Annotated in this window: 16 protein-coding genes, 1 tRNA gene, 1 other RNA gene and 1 pseudogene; 3 read left to right on the top strand and 16 right to left on the bottom strand. The window is 50.4% G+C overall.

All coding sequences use genetic code 11. The features are described 5' to 3' along the window. Positions 1–8 precede the first annotated feature (8 nt). The 6 genes from UNDKW_RS03990 to rnpB all read right to left on the bottom strand — a co-directional run bounded on the left by UNDKW_RS03990 (position 9) and on the right by rnpB (position 7685). Positions 9–1772, bottom strand: coding sequence for a penicillin-binding protein 2 (locus tag UNDKW_RS03990; RefSeq protein WP_162057678.1), 1764 nt, complete (start codon positions 1770–1772; stop codon positions 9–11). Further along, on the bottom strand, positions 1769–2044 hold the full coding sequence (ftsL, locus tag UNDKW_RS03985; protein ID WP_162039859.1) for a cell division protein FtsL: 276 nt from the start codon (positions 2042–2044) through the stop codon (positions 1769–1771). Before ftsL ends, UNDKW_RS03990 begins: the two co-directional genes overlap by 4 nt. Then, a complete protein-coding gene (gene rsmH, locus UNDKW_RS03980; protein WP_162057677.1) occupies positions 2041–3000 on the bottom strand; it encodes a 16S rRNA (cytosine(1402)-N(4))-methyltransferase RsmH in 960 nt (319 codons plus the stop codon). The genes ftsL and rsmH overlap by 4 nt, the downstream gene beginning before the upstream one ends. Before the next feature lie 9 nt (positions 3001–3009). Then, positions 3010–3438: a division/cell wall cluster transcriptional repressor MraZ gene (gene mraZ, locus UNDKW_RS03975; protein WP_162057676.1), complete on the bottom strand. Its 429-nt coding sequence runs from the start codon at positions 3436–3438 to the stop codon at positions 3010–3012. A gap of 537 nt (positions 3439–3975) precedes the next feature. Then, positions 3976–7143 (bottom strand): EAL domain-containing protein, encoded by a 3168-nt coding sequence (locus UNDKW_RS03970; RefSeq protein WP_162057675.1) that lies wholly within the window; start codon positions 7141–7143, stop codon positions 3976–3978. A gap of 191 nt (positions 7144–7334) precedes the next feature. Beyond that, an RNA gene (rnpB, locus tag UNDKW_RS03965) (RNase P RNA component class A) lies at positions 7335–7685 on the bottom strand. Between the two features lie 124 nt (positions 7686–7809). Between rnpB and UNDKW_RS03960 the strand changes: the two genes are divergently transcribed. Further along, the gene (locus UNDKW_RS03960) at positions 7810–9507 is read left to right on the top strand and encodes a thiamine pyrophosphate-binding protein (protein WP_162057674.1); all 1698 of its coding nucleotides are present in this window, start codon (positions 7810–7812) and stop codon (positions 9505–9507) included. A 129-nt stretch (positions 9508–9636) separates the two neighbouring features. Continuing rightward, the gene (locus tag UNDKW_RS03955) at positions 9637–10824 is read left to right on the top strand and encodes an MFS transporter (RefSeq protein ID WP_162057673.1); all 1188 of its coding nucleotides are present in this window, start codon (positions 9637–9639) and stop codon (positions 10822–10824) included. Here the strand turns inward: UNDKW_RS03955 and UNDKW_RS03950 are convergent. The 9 genes and pseudogenes from UNDKW_RS03950 to UNDKW_RS03915 all read right to left on the bottom strand — a co-directional run bounded on the left by UNDKW_RS03950 (position 10821) and on the right by UNDKW_RS03915 (position 22208). After that, positions 10821–11951, bottom strand: a complete 1131-nt coding sequence (locus tag UNDKW_RS03950; RefSeq protein ID WP_162057672.1) for a DUF1624 domain-containing protein — start codon at positions 11949–11951, stop codon at positions 10821–10823. The genes UNDKW_RS03955 and UNDKW_RS03950 overlap by 4 nt on opposite strands. 154 nt (positions 11952–12105) lie before the next feature. Next, positions 12106–12273, bottom strand: coding sequence for a hypothetical protein (locus UNDKW_RS29995; protein ID WP_174247565.1), 168 nt, complete (start codon positions 12271–12273; stop codon positions 12106–12108). Positions 12274–12283: 10 nt separating this feature from the next. Further along, a pseudogene (locus UNDKW_RS03945) lies at positions 12284–13491 on the bottom strand (RtcB family protein). 539 nt (positions 13492–14030) lie between these two features. Beyond that, positions 14031–16490 (bottom strand): hypothetical protein, encoded by a 2460-nt coding sequence (locus UNDKW_RS03940; protein WP_162057671.1) that lies wholly within the window; start codon positions 16488–16490, stop codon positions 14031–14033. Between the two features lie 50 nt (positions 16491–16540). Beyond that, positions 16541–16612 (bottom strand) — tRNA-OTHER (locus UNDKW_RS03935). Positions 16613–16691: 79 nt separating this feature from the next. Next, positions 16692–17717 (bottom strand): RNA 3'-terminal phosphate cyclase, encoded by a 1026-nt coding sequence (gene rtcA, locus UNDKW_RS03930; protein WP_197893088.1) that lies wholly within the window; start codon positions 17715–17717, stop codon positions 16692–16694. A gap of 65 nt (positions 17718–17782) precedes the next feature. Next, complete coding sequence (locus UNDKW_RS03925; RefSeq protein ID WP_162057670.1) at positions 17783–19018, bottom strand: RtcB family protein; 1236 nt, start codon at positions 19016–19018, stop codon at positions 17783–17785. A gap of 569 nt (positions 19019–19587) precedes the next feature. Continuing rightward, positions 19588–19962, bottom strand: a complete 375-nt coding sequence (locus UNDKW_RS03920; protein ID WP_162057669.1) for a zinc-ribbon domain containing protein — start codon at positions 19960–19962, stop codon at positions 19588–19590. Positions 19963–20642: 680 nt separating this feature from the next. Further along, complete coding sequence (locus tag UNDKW_RS03915; protein ID WP_162057668.1) at positions 20643–22208, bottom strand: RNA-binding protein; 1566 nt, start codon at positions 22206–22208, stop codon at positions 20643–20645. Positions 22209–22436: 228 nt separating this feature from the next. Between UNDKW_RS03915 and rtcR the strand changes: the two genes are divergently transcribed. Next, a complete protein-coding gene (gene rtcR / locus UNDKW_RS03910) occupies positions 22437–24047 on the top strand; it encodes an RNA repair transcriptional activator RtcR (RefSeq protein ID WP_162061749.1) in 1611 nt (536 codons plus the stop codon). 12 nt (positions 24048–24059) lie between these two features. Here the strand turns inward: rtcR and UNDKW_RS03905 are convergent, their stop codons facing one another. Then, positions 24060–24980 carry a GNAT family N-acetyltransferase gene (locus tag UNDKW_RS03905; protein ID WP_162057667.1) on the bottom strand — a complete coding sequence of 307 codons (921 nt, stop codon included), beginning with the start codon at positions 24978–24980 and terminating at the stop codon, positions 24060–24062. Positions 24981–25086 lie beyond the last annotated feature (106 nt).

The following is a 25086-nucleotide window of genomic DNA, read 5'->3' as shown; positions in this document are numbered from 1 at the left end:
CTGTGTCATTACATGCTTTCCTGCACACCTTCTTCAGGAATAATGCTGGTGACGGAAGAGTCTGGCTGCACATTCAGTGAACGCAAGACATTCGACATAATCGCTGCAAACACCGGTGCGGCGACAGGGCCCGCAAAGTGCCCGCCAGCAGTTGGTTCATCTACCATTACCGCAACAATCACACGCGGATTTGAAACGGGCGCAAAACCAATGAAATCAAGCAGATATTTATTCACGTAACGGCCACCCTCAAGCTTGTGGGCAGTACCTGTTTTGCCTGCGACACGGTAACCAGCAATACGCGCTTGTGGAGCAGTACCACCAGGCTCGGTCACCGTTTCCATCATCTGACGTACTTGTTTTGACGTTTTTTCAGAAATCACGCGTGAACCATGCGGCATTTCATCAGACTTTTGGAAAGTCAGCGGGATCATGTCGCCATTCCTGGCAAAAATCATATAGGAACGTGCCATCTGTATCAGCGATACCGAAATACCATGGCCATAGCTCATGGTGGCTTGCTCAATAGGACGCCAGTTTTTGTAATTACGCAAACGCCCGGCAACTGCACCTGGGAAACCGAATTTGGGTTGCTGGCCAAAGCCCAGGGTAGTGAACATTTCCCACATCTCTTGCGGCCGCATTTGCAAGGCCATTTTCGCCGTGCCTATATTCGAAGATTTTTGTATGACTTGCGCAACTGTGAGAGAGCCCTGTTTATGCGCATCGTGTATCAGTGCAGGGCCGATAGCCATGACACCAGGTGCCGTCTGAAATACGGTATCTGGCGTGACCCGGCCGGTTTCCAGCGCCAGGGCGACGGTCACAGGCTTCATGGTCGAACCTGGCTCAAAAGTATCGGTCATGACACGGTTGCGTAATTGCGCACCAGTCAGCGCAGAACGATCATTCGGGTTATAAGTAGGCAAGTTCACCAGTGCCAGCACTTCGCCGGTTTGTACATCAAGCACTACCGCACCGCCAGCCTTGGCCTTGTGTTTTTCCAGTGCTTCTTTCAAATGCGTAAACGCAATGTATTGAATCTTGCTGTCGATGGACAGCGTCAGATCCTTGCCATCATGCGGTTCGCGCACGGCTTGTATGTCTTCAACGATATGGCCCAGTCTGTCTTTGATGACACGGCGACTCCCGGTCTTACCTGCCAGGTTTTTTTCCGATGCCAGCTCTATACCTTCTTGTCCTATATCTTCCACATTGGTGAAGCCAACCACATGGGCCATGACTTCGCCTTCTGGATAAAAGCGTTTGTATTCTTTGCGGGTTTCTATGCCGGGTATGGCCAGAGCCACTATCTGGTCTGATATGGCAGGTTCTACCTGACGTTTCAGATAGACAAACTGACGGTCAGAATCGAGCTTCTTGCGCAATTCTGCTTCAGTCATGTCGAGCAATTTGGCCAGTTGCTGCAATTTTTCCTTGGGCGCTACCAGCACATCGTCAGGAATCGCCCAGATGGCTTTGACAGGCACGGAGGAAGCCAGCACCTGGCCATTGCGGTCAGTGATCTTGCCGCGGGTCGCGGGCAATTCCAGCGTGCGGGCATAACGATTGGCCCCTTCCTTCTGCAAAAAGTCCTTGGTAAATCCTTGCAGATACAGTGCTTTGGCGATCAGGGCGATAAAAGCTGCAAACAATAAAAACAGGATGAAGCGTGAACGCCAGGCAGGCAGCTTCACATCCAGTAAAGGGCTGGAAGAAAAGGCAACGCCGCGTGCAGCGGCGGTACGGGATGTACTTGCTGATCTGCTCATTTTGCCTCCACTGCTTTGAGGTACTGCGTGCGTTCAGGGGTCACAGCAACCATGTTCAATTCACGCGCTGCCGTTGCTTCTATGCGCGCATGCTTGCCGTAGGTGGATTGATCGAGTTTCAGTTGCGTCCATTGCAATTCGTATTGTTTGCTTAAACTTTGCTCCCGCTCCAGCTCTATAAACAGGCGACGTGCCTGATACTGCGCATTAATCAATGACAGGGCACAGGCAATCAATGCCGCGGCCAGGATAATATTCCAGCGGGTACTCATGCAGCCACCTCTGGCAGACGCTCTGCTACCCGCAAAATTGCTGAACGCGAACGCGGATTGGCACTGACCTCAGCCTCGGAAGGCTTGATACGGTTCAACAGGCGCATCTGCGGTCGCGGCAAATCGATATGGCGTATGGGCAAACGGCGGTCAGGCTGCTCCACCTTGACCTTGGAAGCAAAGAACTGCTTCACGATACGGTCTTCGAGTGAATGGAAACTGATGACCGACATGCGCCCGTAAGGAGCCAATGCCTGATAAGCTGCCGCCAGACCTATTTCGAGATCTTCAAGCTCCTGATTGATGAAAATCCGTATAGCCTGAAAGGTGCGAGTTGCCGGGTCTTTACCCTTCTCGCGAGTTTTGACGGCGTGTGCGACGATTTCTGCGAGCTGTCGTGTTCCACGAATGGCGTCTGTCTTCCTGCGAGCAACAATCGCCTTTGCAATCTGAAAAGCAAACCGTTCTTCCCCATAATTTTTTATAACCTCCGTAATTTGTTCTTCTTCGGCAGTTGCCAGCCATTCGGCTGCAGAAATGCCACGCGTGGTATCCATGCGCATGTCGAGCGGACCATCCGACCGGAAGCTGAAACCCCGGCTGGCATCATCCACTTGCGGCGATGAGATGCCCAAATCCATCAGGATGCCATCGACCTTGCTGACACCAAGCTCAGGCAAGGCTTCAGCAATGCTTGCAAAACTGTCATGCACGATATGAAAACGCGAATCCTGAATTTCTTTTGCACTGGCAATCGCCTGGGTATCTTTGTCAAAAGCAATCAGGCGGCCATTGCTGCCCAGTTGCGACAAGAGCAGGCGGCTATGCCCACCACGGCCAAAGGTGCCATCGATATAAATCCCGCTGGCACGTTCGCCTGCGATGCCGAGGGCATCTACAGCCTCATGCAACAGCACTGTCTGGTGCGTAAAATCTGCCGCTTGCTGAATACTCATTGCCCGCGATCAGAAAGAAAAACTGTTTAATACATCAGGAGCGCCGCCAGCGATGGCTTTTGCCTCGTTTTCTGCCAGCTTGGCAGCATCCCAAATCTCAAAATGGCTGCCCATGCCGAGCAGCATGACATCGCGCTGCATGCCAACAGCATTGCGCAGTTCAGGCGCAACCAGGATGCGGCCAGCGCCATCCATATCAACATCAAAGGCATTGCCAAGAAAAATACGTTTCCAGTCGCGTGCTTGTATGGGCCAGGCAGCGATTTGTTCACGGTGGGACTCCCAGGTGGGACGCGGGAAGAGCAGGAGACAACCATCCGGGTGGCGGGTCAGGGTAATCCGGCCTTCGCATTGAACATTGAGCGCGTCACGGTGCCGGGCGGGGATAGACATCCTGCCTTTTGCATCGAGATTGAGTGAGGACGCCCCCTGAAACACGCTATTACCTTTTTTCCTGAAAATCTGTCTATCTGGCCACGGATGGAATGTAAGCGAAATTAGGAATTCTATGCCACAAAATTACACTTTTTCACACTATTGCCCACTTTAGAGGATGACTTGAGCGTGGTCAAGCGTATTTGCGGGGTAAATTGGGAAAATTTCTAATGAAGTCAATGACTTAGCGCCAACAGTTGAGGTGAAGCCCTGAGGAATCTGCGGAATTTATCCTGATAAATTAGGTACTTACACTACATAGTGAAAGTAGCTCCTTACATATAACCATGTGTTTATCCCAGACTGTTGCGTTTTGGGATGAGCTACTTTGGGAAAATGCCTGCAGGAAAGAGGAGATCGCCGCTTTTTAGCCGCTGAAGTGACAATTAATAAACTTTGCTGGGCTTAGGATGATGATCAAGGGGGCAGATTATCGCTGAAAACTGGCCTGCATGCGCAGGTTTTCACGCCAAAAGCAGTTGAATTAGTGAGCTAATCCAGCACTGCATGCCCGGTGAGCAGGCTGACGATGTATAGTTATTAAGTTTCCCTTCTTTGACGCTGCAATAATTGCAAAAATTCCTTGTCAGGCACGGCTTTGCTGAAATAGAAACCCTGGAATTCATCACATTTGCAATCACGCAAGGTTTCCAGCTGTATGGCTGAATCTACGCCCTCAGCAATGACCTTGATGCCCAGGGTATGGGCCATGGCGACGATGGCCAGCACAATGGCGGTGTCATTCGGGTCGTCAGGGATGTCCTTGATGAAGGAACGGTCTACCTTGACGCTGTCGACAGGGAAGCGTTTGAGGTAAGCGAGGGACGAGTAACCCGTACCAAAATCGTCTATGGAAAGGGTAAACCCGGCTTCTTTGAGGCCATCCATGAGCAGGATGGCCTGCTCACGGTTATGCATGACCATGCTTTCTGTAATCTCAAACTCAATGGAGTTGGAAGGCACGCGCCAGAAATCGACCACGCTTTTGACTTCTTCCAGCATGTGGGCATCGTTGAACTGTGCGCCAGACAAGTTGATGGCTACCCGGCCAAAATCCTTATCTACATTGCGGAAACTTAAAATATCGCGGCAGGCAATGTCGAGTACCAGCATACCCAGGCGGGAGATCAGGCCAGCTTCTTCCGCCAGGCCGATGAATTCGACAGGAGACAATACCCCACGTTCCGGATGGTTCCAGCGTACCAGTGCCTCGGCACCGACGATGCGCTCGGTTTTGACATCGAGTTTGGGCTGGTAATGCACGACAAACTCACGCCTTTCCAGCGCCTTGCGCAGGCGTGCCTCAAAGGCCAGCCTCTCCACGGTATGGGTATTCATTTCCGAAGCATAGAACTGGTAATTATCCTTGCCCTTGTTTTTTGCCTTGTACATGGCAATGTCGGCATTTTTGAGCAGGGTCTGGGCATCTCTGCCGTCAGCAGGAAAGGTGGCTATGCCTATGCTGGCGCTGAGCTGGCATTCCTGTCCATCTATCTCGAAAGGCTGGGCAGCAGCATACAAGAGCTTGTCAGCCACATCACCAAGGTCGCGCGCCTCATTGAACTGGTCGATCAGGAGGATGAATTCGTCCCCGCCTATACGAGCAATAATGTCAGATTCACGCAGGCATTGCCGGAAGCTGTGCGCGATGGTACGCAAGACATTGTCCCCCTCATCATGACCAAAGGTGTCGTTGATATTCTTAAAACGGTCAAGATCGAGGAATAGCACGGCCAACTGGCTGCGGTTACGCTCGGCAATCGCCAGTGAACGCGCCAGATGCTGGTTGTACAGGAAGCGATTGGGCAAACCCGTCAGCTCATCATAATGGGCGAGCTGCATGATTTTCTTTTCTGAACGGCGGCCTTCTATGGCAATACCGGCAATATCCACCGTCACCCTGACCAGGCCCAGGTCTTTTTCACTCAGGGGTTCACGGCTATACGAGAACAGGCTGAAACTGCCGAGCAACTGACCATTCTTGCCAAAGATGGGCCAGGCTGCACAAGAAGAAAATTCGGCCAGGGTTTCCACGTCGTTCACGAACTGCATCGCAGGTGCCTGCAAAAACTCACGCAGCCAGACTGGCTCCATGGTCAATGCACTTTCAGACCAGATACCGCTGCCATGACTCAAACTCATGCCAGGTATCTGTGCCAGCAAGACTTCTGGAAAACGGCTGCCGGTCGCATGGGCAAAACTACGCCTGTCGTCAGCCAGCAGTTGTATGCCGCAGCGCCAGTGAGGGCAGAGTTTTTCAACAAACTGGCTGACTGCTTCGAGTATCGACGTCAGCTCTTCTTCGCCGCCTATCAGTTTCAGCAGACGGTTTTGTCCGGCGATCAATAACTCGCTGTATTTGCGCGCATTGATATCGCGTTCCACGCAAAACAAGAGCATTTCGCCATCAACCTCAACCCTGCTCAATGAAATTTCTGTGTGCTGTATCTGATCATTTCTGACGGTCACCCACTCAAAGCGCTGCGACTCGCCTTTAAAAGCCTGGTCTATCAGAGTGGCGACCAGCACATCCTTATCCTGGGTCGCATACCCGGCCACGGACTGGACGCTGGGTGAAAAACTGCCAACCTTGCGCCCTATCACTTCTTCTGGAGTATTGACGCCAAAGAAGGCAACGGCAGCCGGATTGCAATCAACATAGATATAGTCACGGCTGATGAGCAGGATGGCATCCTGTGCGCCCTGATAAATCAACCGATAACGGCTCTCACTAGCCTCCAGACGGTTTCTGGAGTCGCGCAAATGGCGTATCTGCCACAGCAACAGCGATGCCAGCAGAAAAATGAAACCCGCCGTCACCGCTGTTACCATGATCTTTTGTGTGACTCTGGCATTCCAGTCAGTCAGGATGACGCTGCTTTCGCGCGCATACACCAGTATCAAAGGAAGATCGCTGATCTTTCTATAACTGATGAGCCAGGCCTTGCCTTCTTCATCAACATCCCGCAAGGCACCTTCTGACGACTTGTCGCGGATAAAATTCTTCAGCGCCGGCCTGGAGTAATCACGGTCTTTGAGTCCGGCGGCGGCCAGCTTCCTGCCCGATTCATCGTAGAGGACAATGCTGGCGCCACTGCCCAGGGCAATGCGCTCATAAAAATCATAGAGATAGCGTAGCTGGATGTCAGCCTGTATCAAACCCGCACGTTTGCCGCTCTTGTCAAAGAAGTTCTTAATAAGAGGCAGAATCCACTGACCGCTCTGCGGCAACTGATAAGCGTCGCCCAATACTACCTTGCTCTCTTCGGGATGTTCAAGCAAGAATTTTATATGGCGCTGCTCTTCGACTTTTTCAGGTGCGCCAGCGCCCATCTGGCTGGACGCCAGCCATAGTCCTTGTGCATCAAATACGGAGAGTGCATGGATGGATTCAGATTCCTGCCTCTGCATGGCCAGGATTTGTTGCAGCTGCCGGGATTCGTTTGCCGATACCCTGGTTTCCGAGAGAACTTCTTCACTGGCCACCGTCGTCACCCGCACGGCACCACGCATGACTTCACTGACATGCTCTTCCAGCATGCGCACCGCCAGGAAATTATGTTCCTGTGCCGCATTGATGGTCAGCGCCTTATCCTGGGCTATAGACCACCAGCTCTGCCCTATGATTGCGACTGCAATCAGGCAGATGCAAATGGCGAATGCCAGTATGGGCACATCGCGTTCTTTCTTTAGACCGCCAGTCTCCATGCGTTTTGCAATTTTGTAGATACAGCGTCAGTAGAACTAGTAGAACTTATCGCACCAGTGTACCACTGCTATTTTGAGAACAAGGACTTGCTTGCAAGGAATGATGCTTGATGGCGACAATCTTGAACAGACTGCGGCGTATTGTGCGGTGGCGAGATACCTGCCCGATGGGAAATACAAGATAAACAATAAATTGAAGCAGGCCGATAGGCCGGATTTTGTTACGGCATAGGCATTACTACCATCTGCTATGACAATCATTCCTCTAGGCGACGAATTGCTCCGCCGCTCAAGCTTTCTACCCGCACGCTCCGCGAGCCACATCAACGCGTGCCTATTTGAAATTGCTCCGGGTGGAGGTTACCGCGTTTCACCGTAACTTAATACGCTCGTCTCTGTGGCCCTATTCCTCGTCTTATACCAAGGCTTGCGCCCGGGCTTTCAACGTACGGCCGTTAGCCGTCACCCTGCTCTATGGAGTCCGGACCTTCCTCCCGTCACCTTGATTGCTCAAGGCAACCAGCGATTGTCTGGCCTGCTTCGGGCGCTATTGTACCTCACTCGTACCCCACTCAGCGATAATTCAGTTCCTAACCCTCATTTACGATGCAAATTAAGCCGGCTTTCTGGTAGCGTACTGCTTTTACTTTTTTATCATTGTCTATCATGCTGAAATCACGTTCTGGCGGCCAGTTGATTGTGGATGCACTGCAAGTCCACGGTGTCGATACCATCTTTGGTGTACCTGGCGAAAGTTATTTGCCAGTGCTTGACGCCCTGCATGACAGCCCCATACGCTTCATCATCAACCGCCAGGAAGGCGGCGCAGCCTTCATGGCAGATGCCTATGGCAAGATGACAGGCAAACCCGGTATTTGTTTTGTTACGCGTGGGCCGGGTGCCACCAACGCCTCTATCGGCGTGCATACCGCTTATCAGGATTCAACACCGATGATCTTGTTCATAGGCCAGGTAGGCAATGATTTTGTAGAACGCGAAGCCTTCCAGGAGATAGATTACCGCCGCATGTTTGGTCAGATGGCGAAATGGGTAGCGCAGATAGACCGCGCTGACCGCGTGCCTGAATATATCGCCCGCGCCTTCCAGGTCGCCACCAGCGGCCGTCCTGGCCCGGTCGTGCTGGCATTGCCAGAAGACATGCTGGCCCAGGTCGCCGAAGTAGCCGATACCCGCCACTACACACCCGTACAGGCATCAGCATCGCCACAGCAACTGGCGCAACTACGCAATATGCTGGCTGTGTCACAACGCCCTGTGCTGTTGCTCGGTGGCAGCGGCTGGGACCAGGCAGCCTGCCAGCACATCAGCGAATTCGCCACCAGTAACCACCTGCCGGTGGCTTGCGCCTTCCGTTTCCAGGATTTGATGGACAATGCCCATCCGAACTATATAGGCGATGTGGGCATAGGCATCAACCCCAAGCTGGCGCAAAGACTCAAAGATGCCGACCTGATTATCGCGATAGGCCCGCGCCTGGGTGAAATGACCACCGGTGGTTATAGCGTGCTGGAAGCACCCGTGCCAAAACAAAAACTGGTACACATCCACAGTGACGCACTGGAACTGGGCCGTGTCTATCAGGCTGACCTCATGATCAATAGCGGCATGAAGGAAATTGCCGAAGCACTGGCCGAGATGGAAGGCCTGGATGCCGCCACCAAATGGAAGGCAACAGTCAACGAAGCCAAGGCCGACTTGCTGGCCTGGCAAACCGAACCGGCAATTTTTGCCAAAGAAAATGCCCCGTTGAACCTGTGGCAAGTGGTGCAGGATATCAAACGCCTGGCACCCAAAGACACCATCATCACCAATGGCGCAGGCAATTACGCCACCTGGGCGCACCGTTACTTCCCTTATGGTGGCATGCGCACACAACTGGCGCCAACATCCGGTGCCATGGGCTACAGCGTACCGTCTGGTATTGCTGCCAAGATCATAGACCCACAACGCACTGTCATCACCTTTGCCGGCGATGGTGAATACCTCATGAATGGCCAGGAACTGGCAACTGCGGTGCAATACAAGGCAGGCGTGGTCATCATCGTCTTCAATAACGGCATGTATGGCACGATACGCATGCATCAGGAAAGAGAATTCCCGGCGCGTGTCTCTGGCACAGAATTGCACAATCCAGATTTTGCCGCACTGGCCCGCGCCTTTGGTGGCAGTGGTGAAGTTGTCAACACTACGGCAGAATTTGCCCCCGCACTGGAAAGAGCATTGGCACACAGCCGCCAGCACAATCTGCCCGCCCTGATAGAACTGCGTTATGACGGTAACCTGATCACGCCTGGTGCAACGCTGGAAACCTTGCGCAAGATTGCGCAAGATGCAGGTAAATAAGGTTTGAGCTTACTTAACCCGGCTTCGGCTTTCCCGAAGCTGGTTTGCGCTGTAACAAGCAAGACAGCATTCCCACTATCCACAAATTAAGGCACACTCCCAATATTACCTCTACGGGAAGCTGCCTACATGAGCAAACCTTCACTGCCTAAAAGTATCTGGGTACTCGGCTTTGTCAGCATGCTCATGGATATTTCTTCTGAGATGATACATAGCCTGCTGCCCATGTTCATGGTCGGCACGCTGGGCATCAGCGTGTTTGCCGTTGGCCTGATCGATGGCATCGCCGAATCAACCACTCTTATCGTCAAGGTGTTTTCAGGTGCACTGAGTGACCGCCTGGGCAAGCGCAAGGCCCTGGCCGTGTTTGGCTATGGTATGAGTGCCTTCACCAAACCCCTGTTTGCCATTGCCCAGGGCATGGGCATGCTGTTGACAGCCCGCATGATGGACAGGATAGGTAAAGGCATACGCGGCGCACCGCGTGACGCTCTGATCACCGACATCACCCCGGCAGAAATACGCGGTGCGGCTTTCGGTTTGCGACAATCGCTCGATACCATAGGTGCCGTGGTTGGCCCCTTGCTGGCGACTGCACTGATGCTGCTATGGATGAATGACTACCGGCGCATATTCTGGCTGGCTGTCATTCCCGGTCTGGCTGCAATGGCCTTGCTCTTCGTTGGCGTAAAAGAGCCGGACAACAAAATTGCACAGAGACCAGGCAACCCCGTCAGCATGCACAATCTGGGACGCATGGGCGCGGCTTACTGGTGGGTGGTCGCACTGGGCAGCATATTTACCCTGGCACGCTTCAGCGAAGCGTTTTTGATACTGCGCGCCCAGCAAATGCAGATACCCGTGGCTTATGTACCCCTCATCATGGTCGCCATGAACCTGGTGTATGCGGCAACAGCCTATCCTTTTGGCAAACTGTCTGACCGGGTGTCTCACCCTCAGTTGCTGGCCTGGGGCTTGCTGGTGCTGGTGGCGTCGGATGTAGTACTCGGTTATAGCCAGCAATGGTATGGGCTGGCAACTGGTATCGCCTTATGGGGCATACACATGGGCATGACCCAGGGCTTATTGTCCAGCATGGTGGCCGCCAGTGCCCCGGCAGATTTGCGTGGCACGGCCTTTGGTTTTTTCAATCTCGCCAGTGGCGTCAGCCTGCTGCTGGCCAGCGTCGTCGCAGGCTTGCTGTGGCAGGAATTTGGATCTGCTTTTACTTTTTATGCCGGTGCTATTTTTGCGAGCATCAGCTTACTGGGACTTATATTGCATCCATCGACCAGAAAACAAAAAGTACTGCCTTAGGCCGTGCCTGATGTAGCTGCTGCTTGCAGCTTGCGCGCCAGCCACAGTTTGGTCAGTCCCCACATCACAGCCAGGGCAAACAACCAGGCCAGATAGCAAACCAGGAGTGAAGCCTCATACGCTGGCGTCGCCTCTGGCTTGCGGAAATCAACGATCTCGCCGTAACGCAACTGCATATAAATCCAGCCCAGCGCATGGATCAGTGCAATGTGCACCAGATAAAAGAACATCGGTGTTTTGCCAAACAGCATCAGCAATGGCAAAGGCTTTTTCACATACCTGTCCATCAAGGCCAGCGTCCCCAAGCCTATGCTGAGCGTGATGCACAGGTATAACAAGGAAGGCGGATATTTATGCACCTTGACGAAAGACATGAAGTCATGGAACCAGCCCTTGCCTTGTGCCGACCAGAAATCAGGGTCACCATAATAATTGCCACTGCGCAAAATCAAGAAACTCACAAGTAGGATAGTCGCTGCTGATAACAGAAAACGCTGACGCTTGCCAGCTTCCCACAGCATCACTGGCCCCAATGCATAACCGGCAGCCATCAAACCTATCCATGGCATGAGTGGGTAGGCAAAGACGATACCCAGTTTATCAGTCAGGGGATAAAAACCACCCTGGTGCCAGGCCATGAACAAAACATGGCTGCCTTTGGCATGCATGCCATCGAGCAAATTGTGCGGCAATATCAATACCGCAGCAATCAGGGCAATCGCCCAGCGCGGCAGCCAGATCAGCAAGCCCAGCGCCATCATCGCCATGCCAATCGCCCAGATCACCTGCAAGATGAACACATTAAAACCAAATTGCCAGCTAAAGCTGACCCAGGTGCATTCCAGCAAAACCAGCAATGCACCACGGCTTAGCAGATAGCGCGTCATATCTTTTTTATCACGCTGCTGCGCCCGCAAGAAGGCTGACATGCCAGCCAAGGTCACAAAGATGGGCGCGCATAAATGCGTAATCCAGCGCGTCCAGAACCAGCCCGCAGAACCTCTTTCCAAATCCAGCGGGTCAAAGGGAGTAACCGCAAAAAAGTCGCGGGTATGATCAAGTGCCATCAGCACGATGACCAGACCACGCAAAAGGTCTATGGCTTGTAACCGGTTTTGCCGCATCATGGTGTATCCCCGTCTGCGACCAGGCGCAGTTTTTATTTTAATGCAGCAATTCTATCCAGCACCCGCTGCTGGCAGCAAAGCATTTCAAGCCCGGGAAATAAAAAAGCGCCCATTTGTTGCCAAATGAGCGCCTGGATTAAAACAATTTCCGTGCTTACTCTTCATCCTTGAGTCGCCCGCCTTTGAGTCGTTGCAGGCGTTGCTTCTCTTGCCTGCGCTCAGTACGCTTGGGATTGAGTGCGCCATGGACACCGGCATTGCGCTGTTTGACCAGCACAGCCAGCGGGTTACGCGGTTTAGGTAATTTGATATTGATCTTCATCTCTTATCCTCTATCCTTTTACGCAAACAACCTGGCGCAAGGTATGCACGATTTCAACCAGGTCATGCTGGTGCGACATGACTGCATCGATATCCTTATACGCTGCCGGAATTTCATCGACTACGCCCTTATCCTTGCGACATTCTATACCCTGAGTCTGGGCTGCCAGATCATCTGCGTCAAAGGTTTCCCTGGCTTCACCCCGGCTCATCCTGCGCCCTGCCCCGTGAGAGCAGGAGCAGAATGATTCAGGATTACCCTTGCCCCTGACGATATAACTACGTGCCCCCATGCTACCAGGAATAATCCCCATCTCACCCATGCGGGCAGAAATCGCTCCCTTGCGGGTAATGAACAGGTTTTCATTATTATGGGTTTCTTGCGACACATAATTGTGATGGCAATTGATGGCCTCGCCATCGAGCTTGAAGCTGGTAACTTCTTTTTCCAGTACAGCAAGCGCCCTGCGCATCATTTCACTGCGGTTAGCCAGCGCATAATCTTGCGCCCACTGCACCGCTTCGACATAGTCATCAAACAATTCCGAGCCTTCAGTAAAATAAGACAAGTCCTTGTCCGGCAAATGTATCTGGTGCCGCCACATTTCTTTTCTGGCAGCCCAGATAAAATGCTTGCCGATGACACTGCCCACACCGCGCGAACCAGAATGCAACATGATCCAGACACGCTGTTCTTCATCGATACACACTTCAATGAAATGATTACCACCACCCAGAGTACCCAACTGGCATATCCAGGTCTGGTAAAACTTCGGCAGCATTTTCATGATGCTTCTGTGCTTGGCAACGATCTTGTCCAGCCTGTCATTCAAGGGCTTGCCCACCCTGACCAGGGCAGAACCACGCATCCTGTTCCATGCATGCTGGCGAAAACCGACGGGTATCTCGGCTTCCAGAGCACTGCGCAGTTTCGCCAGGTTGTCTGGCAACTGGCTGGCAGTCAAAGTCGTGCGCACGGCATTCATGCCACAACCTATATCGACACCCACAGCACCAGGGATGATGGCGGCACGGGTAGGTATTACGCTGCCTACCGTAGCCCCACACCCGCATGCACATCAGGCATAGCGGCAACGTGGGAATGGACGATGTTTAAATTAGCGATATTGAGCAACTGCTGTATGGCAGTGTGATCAATATCATCGGTAAATATATGCACAGGCACTTTGGCCTTGTGCAAACTTTGAGCTATAGGCATACAATTTTCCTTCTTGTCATGCCGGTGTTTTTTCAGTCAGTTGTTCTCACCGAGTCAGCAAATCGTGCTGCTGACATGAGACATATCTGGCTGCTTTTCTTTGCAAATAATTCTTCGCAAATAAGGCTGCGTATTTTTTTGACGAACACCGACCCTGCTCGCACCGCGCAAGGCAATGCAAGTTCTGGCGTTCCAACAAAAAATCAGCGTTTTGAAAAGTAAAAAACCCCGACGAGTTTCCTCACCGGGGCTTTCAAAAAAACGACCGGCTCGGGTTGGCGATTTGCCTCAACCCCGAGCGTCGTGCACGGGGCTAAATATTGTTCTGATTGTTATTAGCCGTATTCCGTGGCATGGCCGTTCCTTTCTTGAATTGGGTGTTGATGAAAAAATCGAATTGCAGAGAATTTTTAAATTGCTGCATATCGAAGAGACTCGATTCTGCACGAGATTAAATTACTGTGTCAATAGAAATTATAAAAATACCTTAATCATTTATGACAGCATTATGTTCAGTCTTAAAAGACTGAACATGCTTGCTATGACACACGATCTTTGGAATCAATCTCCAAACCAGCCAGTAGCCAATGCTGGTGCGTTGACCATCCAAGGAAACGTTGCGCACCTGTGGACACGCACATTTCACGGTCGAGTCGCTTACCTTTTGCAGCTACTTGCAGACCAATCATGGCAGGTTGAATTGCCTGTTTCAGGTTTTTATTTTGAAGATGCAAGTGAGTTTCTGTCCATTCCAAAAATTCAGCGACTCTGTGTTCAGAGAGTTGCGACATGAAAAAGATCATCTGACGCCAGGCATAGGCAGAATTTTTCACTTTGATCAAACCGTCATGCCATCCCGAGCGCTTCTTGCTCAGACAATTGCACAAGAAGATATAGCATTTTTTCGCCATGTTGAAATAATCCTCAGTCAACAGCGCTCCTCCATCAATGTGCAGACAAAGGGAAGCGAGGTTTTGCGTAGTAATAATTTGCTGCCACTCAATGATCGTTCCATTTGCTGCTGTACTTCGACTATTTGACTGACCAGACATGTGCGCGCAAAGCTCTGCAAATTTATCTGCTCTATGGATAATTTTGTATTTACTATTTTCCTTTCCATTTTTTTCGGTATCTTCTATAGCCATTACACGGGCATAATCAATATCGTAATACCGCTCATATAAACTGCCTTGCAAATGACCAGCAGCAAGTTTGGCTGCTTCCAAAAACTTGGCCGAAAACTGCCCCATGAAGATATCCGCTGCGACCTCTTCAACTAAAGGCAGTTTCAGATCAGCTTCTTTAGCAAAAGCCGAGAATTCTTTCAGTAATTTATTTGGTAAAAGTGCTTGAGGAAAAGTTGTAAAGTTCAAACGCACTGAATCCAAAAGAATCTGCCGATTCGCCAAATTGCTTTGCTCATGTTTTCGATTAAACGGCAGCATTGCCTTAACCCAGGGTAACTCCTCCAACTGTACCTGCTTTTCCAGGTTTAGCAATAGTAATGACCGCCTGCGACGAAACGCCATGTAAACCGAGGCATAAAGGCGTCTGGCCTCCAGATTGTCAAATCCTGAAGCTATAGTTTGCTCCGCCATCTGCGGTAACACTTGTGCAAATACTTCCCCCGAAGCGATAATGCGGTACTTCAGTAAGTCTTCCACCAGTGCTTCACTGCCGAGCTTAATTTTTTGCATCAAGCTCTTGGGTATGCGGCTTTCAGATGCTACATTCCAGCGCACTGCCTCATCTTTGCTAACGGGTTGTAAAACTGCCTGCGTATCTTCAATACCGTAATCAGGTGAATGCTCCTGCAATCGTTCATCCAACAATTTTGCAAATACCTTGAAATCAGGAATACGTATTTGTTGCTCCTGCAATTGACGTAATTCTGCGTGTTTTTTGGACGAAGGAATACCTCGCTTGGTAAGAGCGCGTGCCAATATCAATCTGATTCGCCCTACGTCACGACCATTCAAGTCAGCGGGGGAGCGCACACAAATTTCCAGATATGATCGCAACTGAAAATAACTATCATCCTTCCGGTAGGGTCGCGAACTCAATTTGTAAACTTTACGCAACTCATTTTCTTCGTCAAGAAATTGACGCGCACGCCCCGTCCAGTCATCCGGATATTTTTTGCATGGCCATCCACCACTTACGTTGAATTTACGGGTTTCTTTATTCACCCACGATCCACTGGCGTCAAGCGCAATGCATGGCATATCACCTTCCAGCGTTTCGAAAAACAAACCCAACATCCTGTCATAAGCTGGGTTCCAGATAGCAATCGTTTCCCGTTGAATCCGAATACCAATATCTGATTCAATGCTTCCCAATATCTGGCGTGTATATGCAACATCACGAACATGCACTGTTTTCCTGCCTCGCCGGGCAGCAGTCCGGGAACTCAGGTCAGGATAAAACCTTAACCTGTCAAACCAAGGTGCGATCACACTCAACAAAGTCTCAACCTGTTCGAAATGCCCTCGTTCGGCAAGCCAGGTCAATACCAATAACGCTCCTGATTCTGGAACATCTATTTCATATGTTCCAGAATTAAGGGCCTGCTGCAGTTTTTTGAATCCAATCTCTGAAATGAAATAGGTATTGAGAGTTTGTCGAGCTTCTGATGTATTGATGCCTTGAAATTCTTCACCCATTTCAGCAAGCAAGACTTTTTCATAATCATGTAATTCTCCACCAGCTTTAAAATTGCCAGTTGCAAAACCACCCGTTATGACATCAAGAGTTACCCAGGCAGGCACGTTCGATAATGGTGTTCTTGATCCAGGTGTCAAAACGCCGGCTAACATGTTTTGAATCACACTGGTCCAGCGATGTATCTTGGTGCCGGCATTTTCGCGTATATCTGGTTCACGGTGCGTAACTTGCGCCTGAATCGCTTTGGCAATTTGCGCATATGGATACGCGAGTGATATACCGTCCATATTTTCGCTACTTTCTTTTGACACGTCTTTGTTATTTTCGATGGTCATGATACTCAGCCAGGTGAGTGAAGAGGCCTATTGCTTTTTAGCAAATTGGGATCCGGAGGCTGGATTCGAACCAGCGCCTTCTCGGTACCAGCCGAGCGTTCCTGCCGCAGAACTTCCCCGGAGCAGTTGAAATACAAAAATGACTGACTTCAAGTCAGCATACTGTGCATTTTTGCACAAAGAATCTTTATTCTATAAGCTTCATTTTATCGAGCACACAAATCTTTGAGCGTCTGCTGAAAATTCAGTATGAATTGGCAAGAATCTGGCGATCACGTCTGCATTGGTCTTTGCATGTTGCGAAACGACGCTGCACGTAAAACTACCACCGCCCGCCAAAGCAAATGGCAACATCACCTGGTCTGCCAAGTGTTCGCCCAAGGCTGCACCGGATGCAGCATACTCACGCAATTCCTGCACAGTACGTTTGGCGACATTTTCTGCCTTGACGGCTTTTTCACCAAAACCACAAAACACTTCGGTGACCTGCTCGTGTTCCAGCGTAATCAGCAGTACATTGCCTGGCCCCTGGTCATTGCTCAGTCCACGCACCAGCAATTGATCGGCAGACCAGCCCATGCCAGTGCCTACGCATTCAAGCTCACGTTTGGCGACATCGACAGGTACACCAGCGACAAAGCTTTCGGCGTAGCCTTTGATTCTTTCGCCACGTTCCAGCAGGTCGATTTTTTTTAACTGCCTGCATGGCTGTACCTGGGCGATGATTTCGCCACCACCTGCAGGCACAAAACCATAACGCTTCAATTCAAAGCTGACATCTGCACCCATCTGCTGCAATACCCGGCCATAAGCCTTTTGCAAGAACTGTGCAGGTGGTGCCATGTCATTGTGCGTGCCGCCAGTAATCTTGATGGTCGATGGTTTATCGGCATACAGCAAAGCTGGTATCAGTGTTTGCAACACCAGGGTACAACTACCTGCACTGCCAATGGCGAACTGGTACGTGCCGCCATAGATACCCGATGGAATGAATTCCAGCGTGGTTGAACCCAGCTCAGCGCCAGTCACCTGCGCACCGCTGACAGCCGCAGCAGACTGCACTGCCACCAGATGCTGGCGCAACAAACCCGGCTTGGCACGGCCAGCACGGATATTGATGATGCGAAACGGCTGACCGGTAATCATGGACAGGCTCAAAGACGTGCGCAAAATCTGTCCACCACCTTCACCCAAAGAGCCATCCAGCTCTATCATTTTCTTATTCATTATTTTTATTTTCAATTCAAATCAAGTTCAAGACCTCTGATTACAGAGGTCTTGAACTCGCAAAATCAACCCTTAACGCACACTACCTGCTTCAATACATGCACAACATCCACCAGGGCAGATTGAGCCAGCATCACAGCGTCGATATCTTTATATGCCATAGGGATTTCATCAATCACATCGGCATCTTTACGGCATTCCACACCTTCGGTTGCAGCGATCTGATCAGCAACGGTATATAGCTTCTTGGCTGCGGTACGGCTCATGGTACGGCCTGCACCGTGGCTGCAGCTATGGAAACTTTCTTGATTCCCTTTACCACGCACAATGAAGCTTTTTGCTCCCATGGAACCAGGAATGATCCCCAACTCACCGGCACGCGCAGATACTGCACCTTTACGGGTTACCAATACATCCTTACCGAAGTGATGTTCTTTCTGCACATAGTTATGGTGGCAGTTTACCGCTTCAACGTGAGTCTCGAACGGTTTGCTGATCACTGTACGTACAGCAGCAATCAAATTCTGCATCATCACTTCACGGTTCAAACGCGCAAATTTCTGCGCCCAACCCACGGCCTGAATATAGTCCTTGTAATGCTCGGTTCCTTCTGGCAGGTAAGACAAGTCCTGATCTGGCAAATTAATGAAATGAGTACGCATATCCTGCTTGGCCAATTCAATGAAATGGCTACCGATTGCATTACCTACACCTCGTGAACCGGAGTGCAGCATGAACCATACGGCATTGGCTTCATCCAGACATATCTCAACAAAATGGTTACCTGTACCCAGGGTTCCCAGGTGAAGGTAGTTATTCGTATTTTTTAAAAGTCTGGTTTTCAAACAGATTTCATCAAAACCGTCTTTCAACTGCGCCCAAGCCGCATCTACGGATGGTGGCGGGTTTTCCCATGAACCTTTATCGCGGCCCTTGAAACCCCGCGTCTTAGGCGACATACCATGCGGTATGGCTTTTTCTATGGCAGTACGCAAAGGGCCAAGGTTATCTGGCAGATCATGGGCGAACAGGGTGGTCTTGGCGGCCATCATCCCACAACCGATATCCACACCTACAGCCGCCGGGATCACCGCACCCAGGGTAGGTATCACGCTACCGATAGTGGAACCCTTACCAAGATGCACGTCTGGCATCACGGCAATATGTTTGTAGATGAAAGGCAAACGGGAGGTATTCGCCAATTGCTGCTTGGCTTCTTCTTCAACAGGAACACCTTTGGTCCACATTTTGATAGGACGACCATCTTTGTACTGTATTACATCGTAATCTTCGTGCTTCATATTTTTCTCTTTATTATTAAATCTTTGGTGGCGACGAGGGGGTGATGAAACAAGCGCTCTACCACTGAGCTACACGGCGCCAGATTACGCCATGGCGGGAATCGAACCCACGACCTCTTCGTTCGTAGCGATGTAGTTTCATCAGCATTCGCCTAAACTTTTTTACTGCAACAGCTAAACGACAATTAACCGTTGCTTTGCTTCTCTTACTTTACAAGTTGCCATCTTGGGGTGGCGACAATATTCGGTGAAATGTATGTGGTCACCCACAGGTGCTCTACCAACTGAGCTACACGAAACCGAGATTTCGTGACGGGCTTCGAACCCGCGACAGCCTCATTAAAAGTGATGTAATTTCACCAGCATTCGCCTAAACTTTTACTTACTGCACAAACTCTTTCATTTCCTCTTATTTCCTATTACTTCCTATTACTTGCGGCGACAAGGGTTTGTGAAACCGACGGCCGGGAGACTCTTGTCAGAGTCAGTACCCAGGCTACACCAGACCATACTGAATCTGTTAACCACCTTAGGACCGTTGCACGTTCACTGGCATTCGCCTGAAAACTCTATTGTTTGTGCTTTGTTGCCAGGCCGCTCAAATGCGTGTCCCTGGCTTGCTTCTTTCTTTGCTGCTCTATCTTCCTGCAAGGGCGACATCGAATAGCTACACTATTGATATTGCCTTGCATAATCTCGTACCACCACTTTTGCTGCTTGCCTGTCCATATCTGTGCGCATCCGCAATCACGACAGTTGAAGGCGTAGTCCACATAAAACAAGGGCAGGAAAATAGCATTCTTATTGTGACTTAATGCCTCACAATTAGCCATGACTGCTCCAACGGGTGCAGGCATCGCATAGACATCAAAACTTTCTTTCGCGGGTATGCGCGCGCGCCGCTTTTCCATGATTTCTGCCCGTCTTTGTTTTCCGCTTTTCATCACGTCCGTACTTTAAAAATAAAACCCCGACAAGTGTTACCAGGATTTCTGCTTCACCCTTGCGGAATGAAACAGATTGGAGTCGCACCAATATAGTCTATGTAATCCTGATGGCATTCGGGTAAAACCTGATTGAACCTGGGTAAAACAAGTATTTAATGTGACGGATATCTTGGCAAGATGTAGTCACATCGGCATTCCAGCCCAGTTCAAAACCTTTGCAAAATCTTGAGTCGCCATATGACAAATCATTCATGTGAACACCCCATGTAGTCACATAAGCATTCATATGGCATTCAAAACACAACAACAATGATATTTATTGAATATGGCATGACAAGAACAGAGGGTGATATTACGTTACAAGTGTAATCACATCAGCATTCATGCCATATCCAAAACCTGTACTGCGACATCTGATTGCGGTATTGAGAAATACTGTACGACAAGGATTGCTTGCGAATTTTTTGGATGTAATCGCCCGCGCATTCGTACTGCATTTCAAACTCAGGACCACACTCACATGGTCTTTGAAGCACGGCATGACAAGGCTTAAAGGTGATTTTACAGTTTTCAGATGTAATCACATTTACATTCATGCTGCGTTCAAAAACTTTTACTACCTGGACTGGCGAGGCATTTACTACACATCTACTGCATTTTGCCCCGCCAGCGGTTCTCTAAATATCAATTGCCTTTACTTCACCTACCCAGTGCTCTGCACCTAGCTGACCGGCAGCAAAGGCAGCGATGATTTTAAATACGGCATCAGAAAAACCACCTACATTCAAAATATCATCTCTTTCTGCTGCCTGTGTCGTGCCATAAGGTGCAATGTCTATGCACACCAGTTTGGCTTGTGGATTGCGTTGTTTAAACACATTCCATTCCGTCATGGTGGCAGTAGAGCGGCCACGGCTTGCATCCATCCATGATTCATTGTCAGAGACAAAGATCACCAGGTCAGCTTGCGCTTTCTGTTTATTCAACTGCACCAGTGGTGCACTGCAATTGGTGCCACCACCACCTATCGCTGCCAGCTTTTGCGCATTGGTCATTACGCTGTCACGTGGGTTCAAATCACATTTCACGACCTGCTCTTCAAACGGCAAGACCAGGGTCGATGGATTCTTGCGCAACATGGCAGCAGCTACCAGGGCAGCGATGTCTATGCAACGTACTGCGGTCGTTGCCGAGCCACGGTAGCCTGTGACGGCAGACGACATGGAACCAGACACGTCAGCACACACCACGACTTTGCCAAATATTTCTGGCACATTGCTCAAGGCGATTTCCATCGCATCTTGCAGCGCATTCTTGATCGGCAACGGTACTTCTTCATTCGCTGCCTTGTATGCCGCCATCAACTGGTAAGGAAACACCTTGGCTTTGGCAATTGCCTCTGCATTACTCAATTTGGCGGCAATCAAGTCCACCATCCCTGGCAAGGCATATACACCATGACGGCCAAAGGTGTTCAAGTTCATACGCAACATCTGCCAGCCAGCCTGACGGGCGATTTGCGCCCAGTCTTCTGTCGTCAAGTTCATCGCTGTCAGCATCTGGAAAGGCACATCCGGCAAGGCCAGGCTGCGGTCTTTCTTGTATGCTTCAAACGCTGCCACTATAGGTGGCAAGGATTCGGCCTTGTATGGCTTGCCTATCAACCAGGCGAAGAAGGCTTCGCGCCATGCTTCCGCAGGTTTCGGGTGAACCATCTTCACGACATCTGCCAGTGACGGTGTAGTACCTACTGCTGCTGCCAGTAATTCTTTTTCGCTGGCAGTATTCAACCATGCCTGTACCAGTTTTTTAGGACGTGAACCCAGTGACTTACGGCCTATCGCACCTGAACGCAGTATCTGCACAAAGTTACGCAACATCTTGCCATTGTTCATCACACGCTTGAAAGTACGCGGCAACTCGACTGCATTACGCATGGTCAGTGCTGCTACCAGCAAGGCCGGCATGTCTTTCATATAGCCACGTTCACGGCAGTAGATCGCAGTTTGCGCTACAAACAGAGGTGTCACCTCTTTGGTCAAATCCAGCACTGTTGCCAGTTGTGCTTCTGCACTGGCGTAGTAAGTCGCGTTCAGACAACCAGTGGCAGCGTATTGCGCCAGCTTGTGTTCGGCGGTGAACTTGTAGGCTGCAGCGCCGGAAAAATTTGTAGTATCTGTTACTGGCAAAAATTTGTTTGTCAGTGAGTTTTTTAAACTCTGGAACAATTGTGTATTAACCATTTCATTTCCTTTTTTCTTTATTCTTATCTGATCAAGATCTGCATATTTGCTTGCTCTTGACTATCTCTATTGCAATGGGCGTGCCAGGTTTGTCGCAGGGATTAAAATTGAACACTAAACTATTGATTTAAATAGAAAAATACAAAAATAAACGGAAATTCGCGAAAACAGCTCGCAAGATAAATTTCCTATACAATTATCCAAATAGATAAATATTTATCCAAAATGATTAAGAAGAAAAAAGTCGTCATCGGTTTTATAGGCACCCAACTTGATAGCGGTCGCGGTAGCGGTCGCTGGGAAAAATGGCGACCTACGGTTGCTTTGACCCAGCATGAAGATATCGTCATAGACCGCATTGATTTGCTGTACAGCGGTCAACATGAGCTCTTGCTCGCGCAGTTGGAAAAGGACATCGCCGATACCTCGCCAGAAACGAAAGTACGTTCACATCAGTTAGCAATACAGGATCCCTGGGATTTTGAAGATGTGTATGGCTGCCTATTTGACTTTGCCAGGTCTTATCCCTTCGATACCGACAAAGAAGAATACTGGGTGCACATCACCACTGGCACTCACGTCGCGCAAATCTGCCTGTTCCTGATGACAGAAGCCAGCTACCTGCCAGGCAAGCTCTTGCAGACTTCGCCGCCACGGCGGCAGACCAAGGGCAATTTTGGTGAGATGACCATCATTGACCTGGACCTGTCACGCTATGACCAGATCGCCCAGCGTTTTAGCCGTGAGCAGGAGGAAGGTGTAGCATTTCTGAAGTCTGGCATTGCCACCCGCAATGCGCGCTTCAATACCATGATTGATGAAATAGAACGCGTGGCCATCAAGTCCAAGGCAGCCATCCTGCTGATGGGGCCTACTGGTGCAGGAAAATCTTTCCTGGCGCGACGTGTCTTTGAATTGAAAAAAGCCAGGCACAGACTGGAAGGCAAGTTTGTCGAAGTCAACTGTGCCACACTGCGTGGTGACGGTGCGGGCTCTACCCTGTTTGGTCATATCAAGGGCTCATTCACCGGCGCGATGTCTGACCGCCCCGGTTTGCTGAGAACAGCCCACAAGGGCTTGCTGTTTCTTGATGAAATTGGTGAGCTGGGCCTGGATGAACAAGCCATGCTGCTTAAGGCGGTAGAAGAAAAACGTTTCTTCCCGGTTGGTGGCGACCATGAAGTGCAAAGTGATTTTCAACTAGTGGCGGGTACCAACCGCGATCTGGGCAAAGAAGTGGCGGCAGGCCGTTTCCGTGAAGATTTATATGCGCGTATCAATCTATGGTCATATGAATTGCCTGGCCTGAGTGGGCGGGTAGAAGACATTGCGCCGAATATCGATTATCTGCTATCGCAATACAGCGCCGAGAACGGGCAGATGGTACGCTTCAATAAAGAGGCGAAAGACAGTTATATGGAATTTGCCACTTCGGCCCAGGCGGTGTGGGCAGGTAACTTCCGCGATTTGTCTGCCTCCGTCACGCGCATGGCCACGCTGGCTGACGCCGGGCGCATCAATGACCAGAATGCAGGTGAAGAAATCAAACGCCTGCAACGCCTGTGGTCGCATGCACATGACGATGGCAGAGACACGCGTGAACTGGATTTGCATGACTATCTGGATGCAGAACAGCTTGCGCAACTGGATTTATTCGATGCGGTGCAATTGCGGGCCGTGCTGGCAATATGTCTGCGCTCTAAAAATATGTCGGAAGCTGGCCGCAAATTGTTTGCCGCGTCACGCAGCAACAAAGCCAACCCGAATGATGCAGACAGGCTCAAGAAATATCTGAACAAGTTTGGCTTGCAGTGGGATACCCTGCACAAGAATGGATGACAGACACAAGTTTCAGTTGTGCCGCTCTATGATGACGTAGCCGTTTTCTGCCGTGCAAAACTGGTTGAAGCCCCTGCGGCTCAGCATCTTCATCATGTTTGACCCTGTCTTGCAGGCGGCGAACAGACGGCGGTTTTTAAAATGCATGCAAAAGAAATCGGTCATGGCGGCACCTATGCCCAGGCCACGGTATTCGTCTGCCACCACCATGGCATGCAACTCGCGTTCTGAACCCTGCTGGTTATCAACACCGTACAACATGAAGAAACCGGCCATACGGCCATTGATGATGGAAACCCAGAATTCGACTGGCACTTTTTGCTGGCCGCCAGCCCAGGTATGCCTGACGGTCTGGCCCTCGACGATGCCTTGCCTGAAAGCCGTAGCCAGCGTGCGCTGCAATACGGCATTTGAAATATCTTCTGAGAGATCACCGTTTTGCGCACCGCTGACTGCCAGGCGCACTATGCCATCAGCATCATCAGGCAGGGCCCGGCGTATGCTGGCACGGTTGCGCCTTTGCTGGCGCATGAGCCTGACATTGGCACGCAAATATTCAGCATATCTGAGCAGGCGTTGATGCATGCTCTTGACTGTCATCACCAGTACCGCAATCGCCCCGTACAACAACATGCTCTGGACTATATCAAATGCCAGCAACAGCAAACTGCCCGCCTGGAAAAACTGGCTGAATACCTGCGCCCTCGCCAGACTGGACAGGACAACAAAGAAAACAGCCATGCGTTGCGACAGCAAGGCGGCACTAAAGGCCACCGGGAAGACATAAAAAGGAGCATAGAAGCTGTGCGGCCCGGTGAATTCATCAAGGCAGTACAGCATGACTTCCAGCAAAAGCAAGCCTGACAATACCCAGCTCGCTTCAAGCTTGAGCAGTTTATTTCTGGCGGCGGTCAGGGTAGCAGTAGAAAACATCAGGTTTGGCAGTATTTTTTGATCTGCGGCATAGTCAGCCAAGTGGATCAAATAGGCAAGTATTTTATTGTCAAAATAGTCTCTATTTGTTACGACACATTTCCGC

The organism is Undibacterium sp. KW1, assembly GCF_009937955.1.
In the GTDB taxonomy this organism is placed as follows: domain Bacteria; phylum Pseudomonadota; class Gammaproteobacteria; order Burkholderiales; family Burkholderiaceae_D; genus Undibacterium.
Note: the sequence above shows the minus strand (reverse complement) of the source record. Positions and strands in the feature narration are given on the sequence as shown.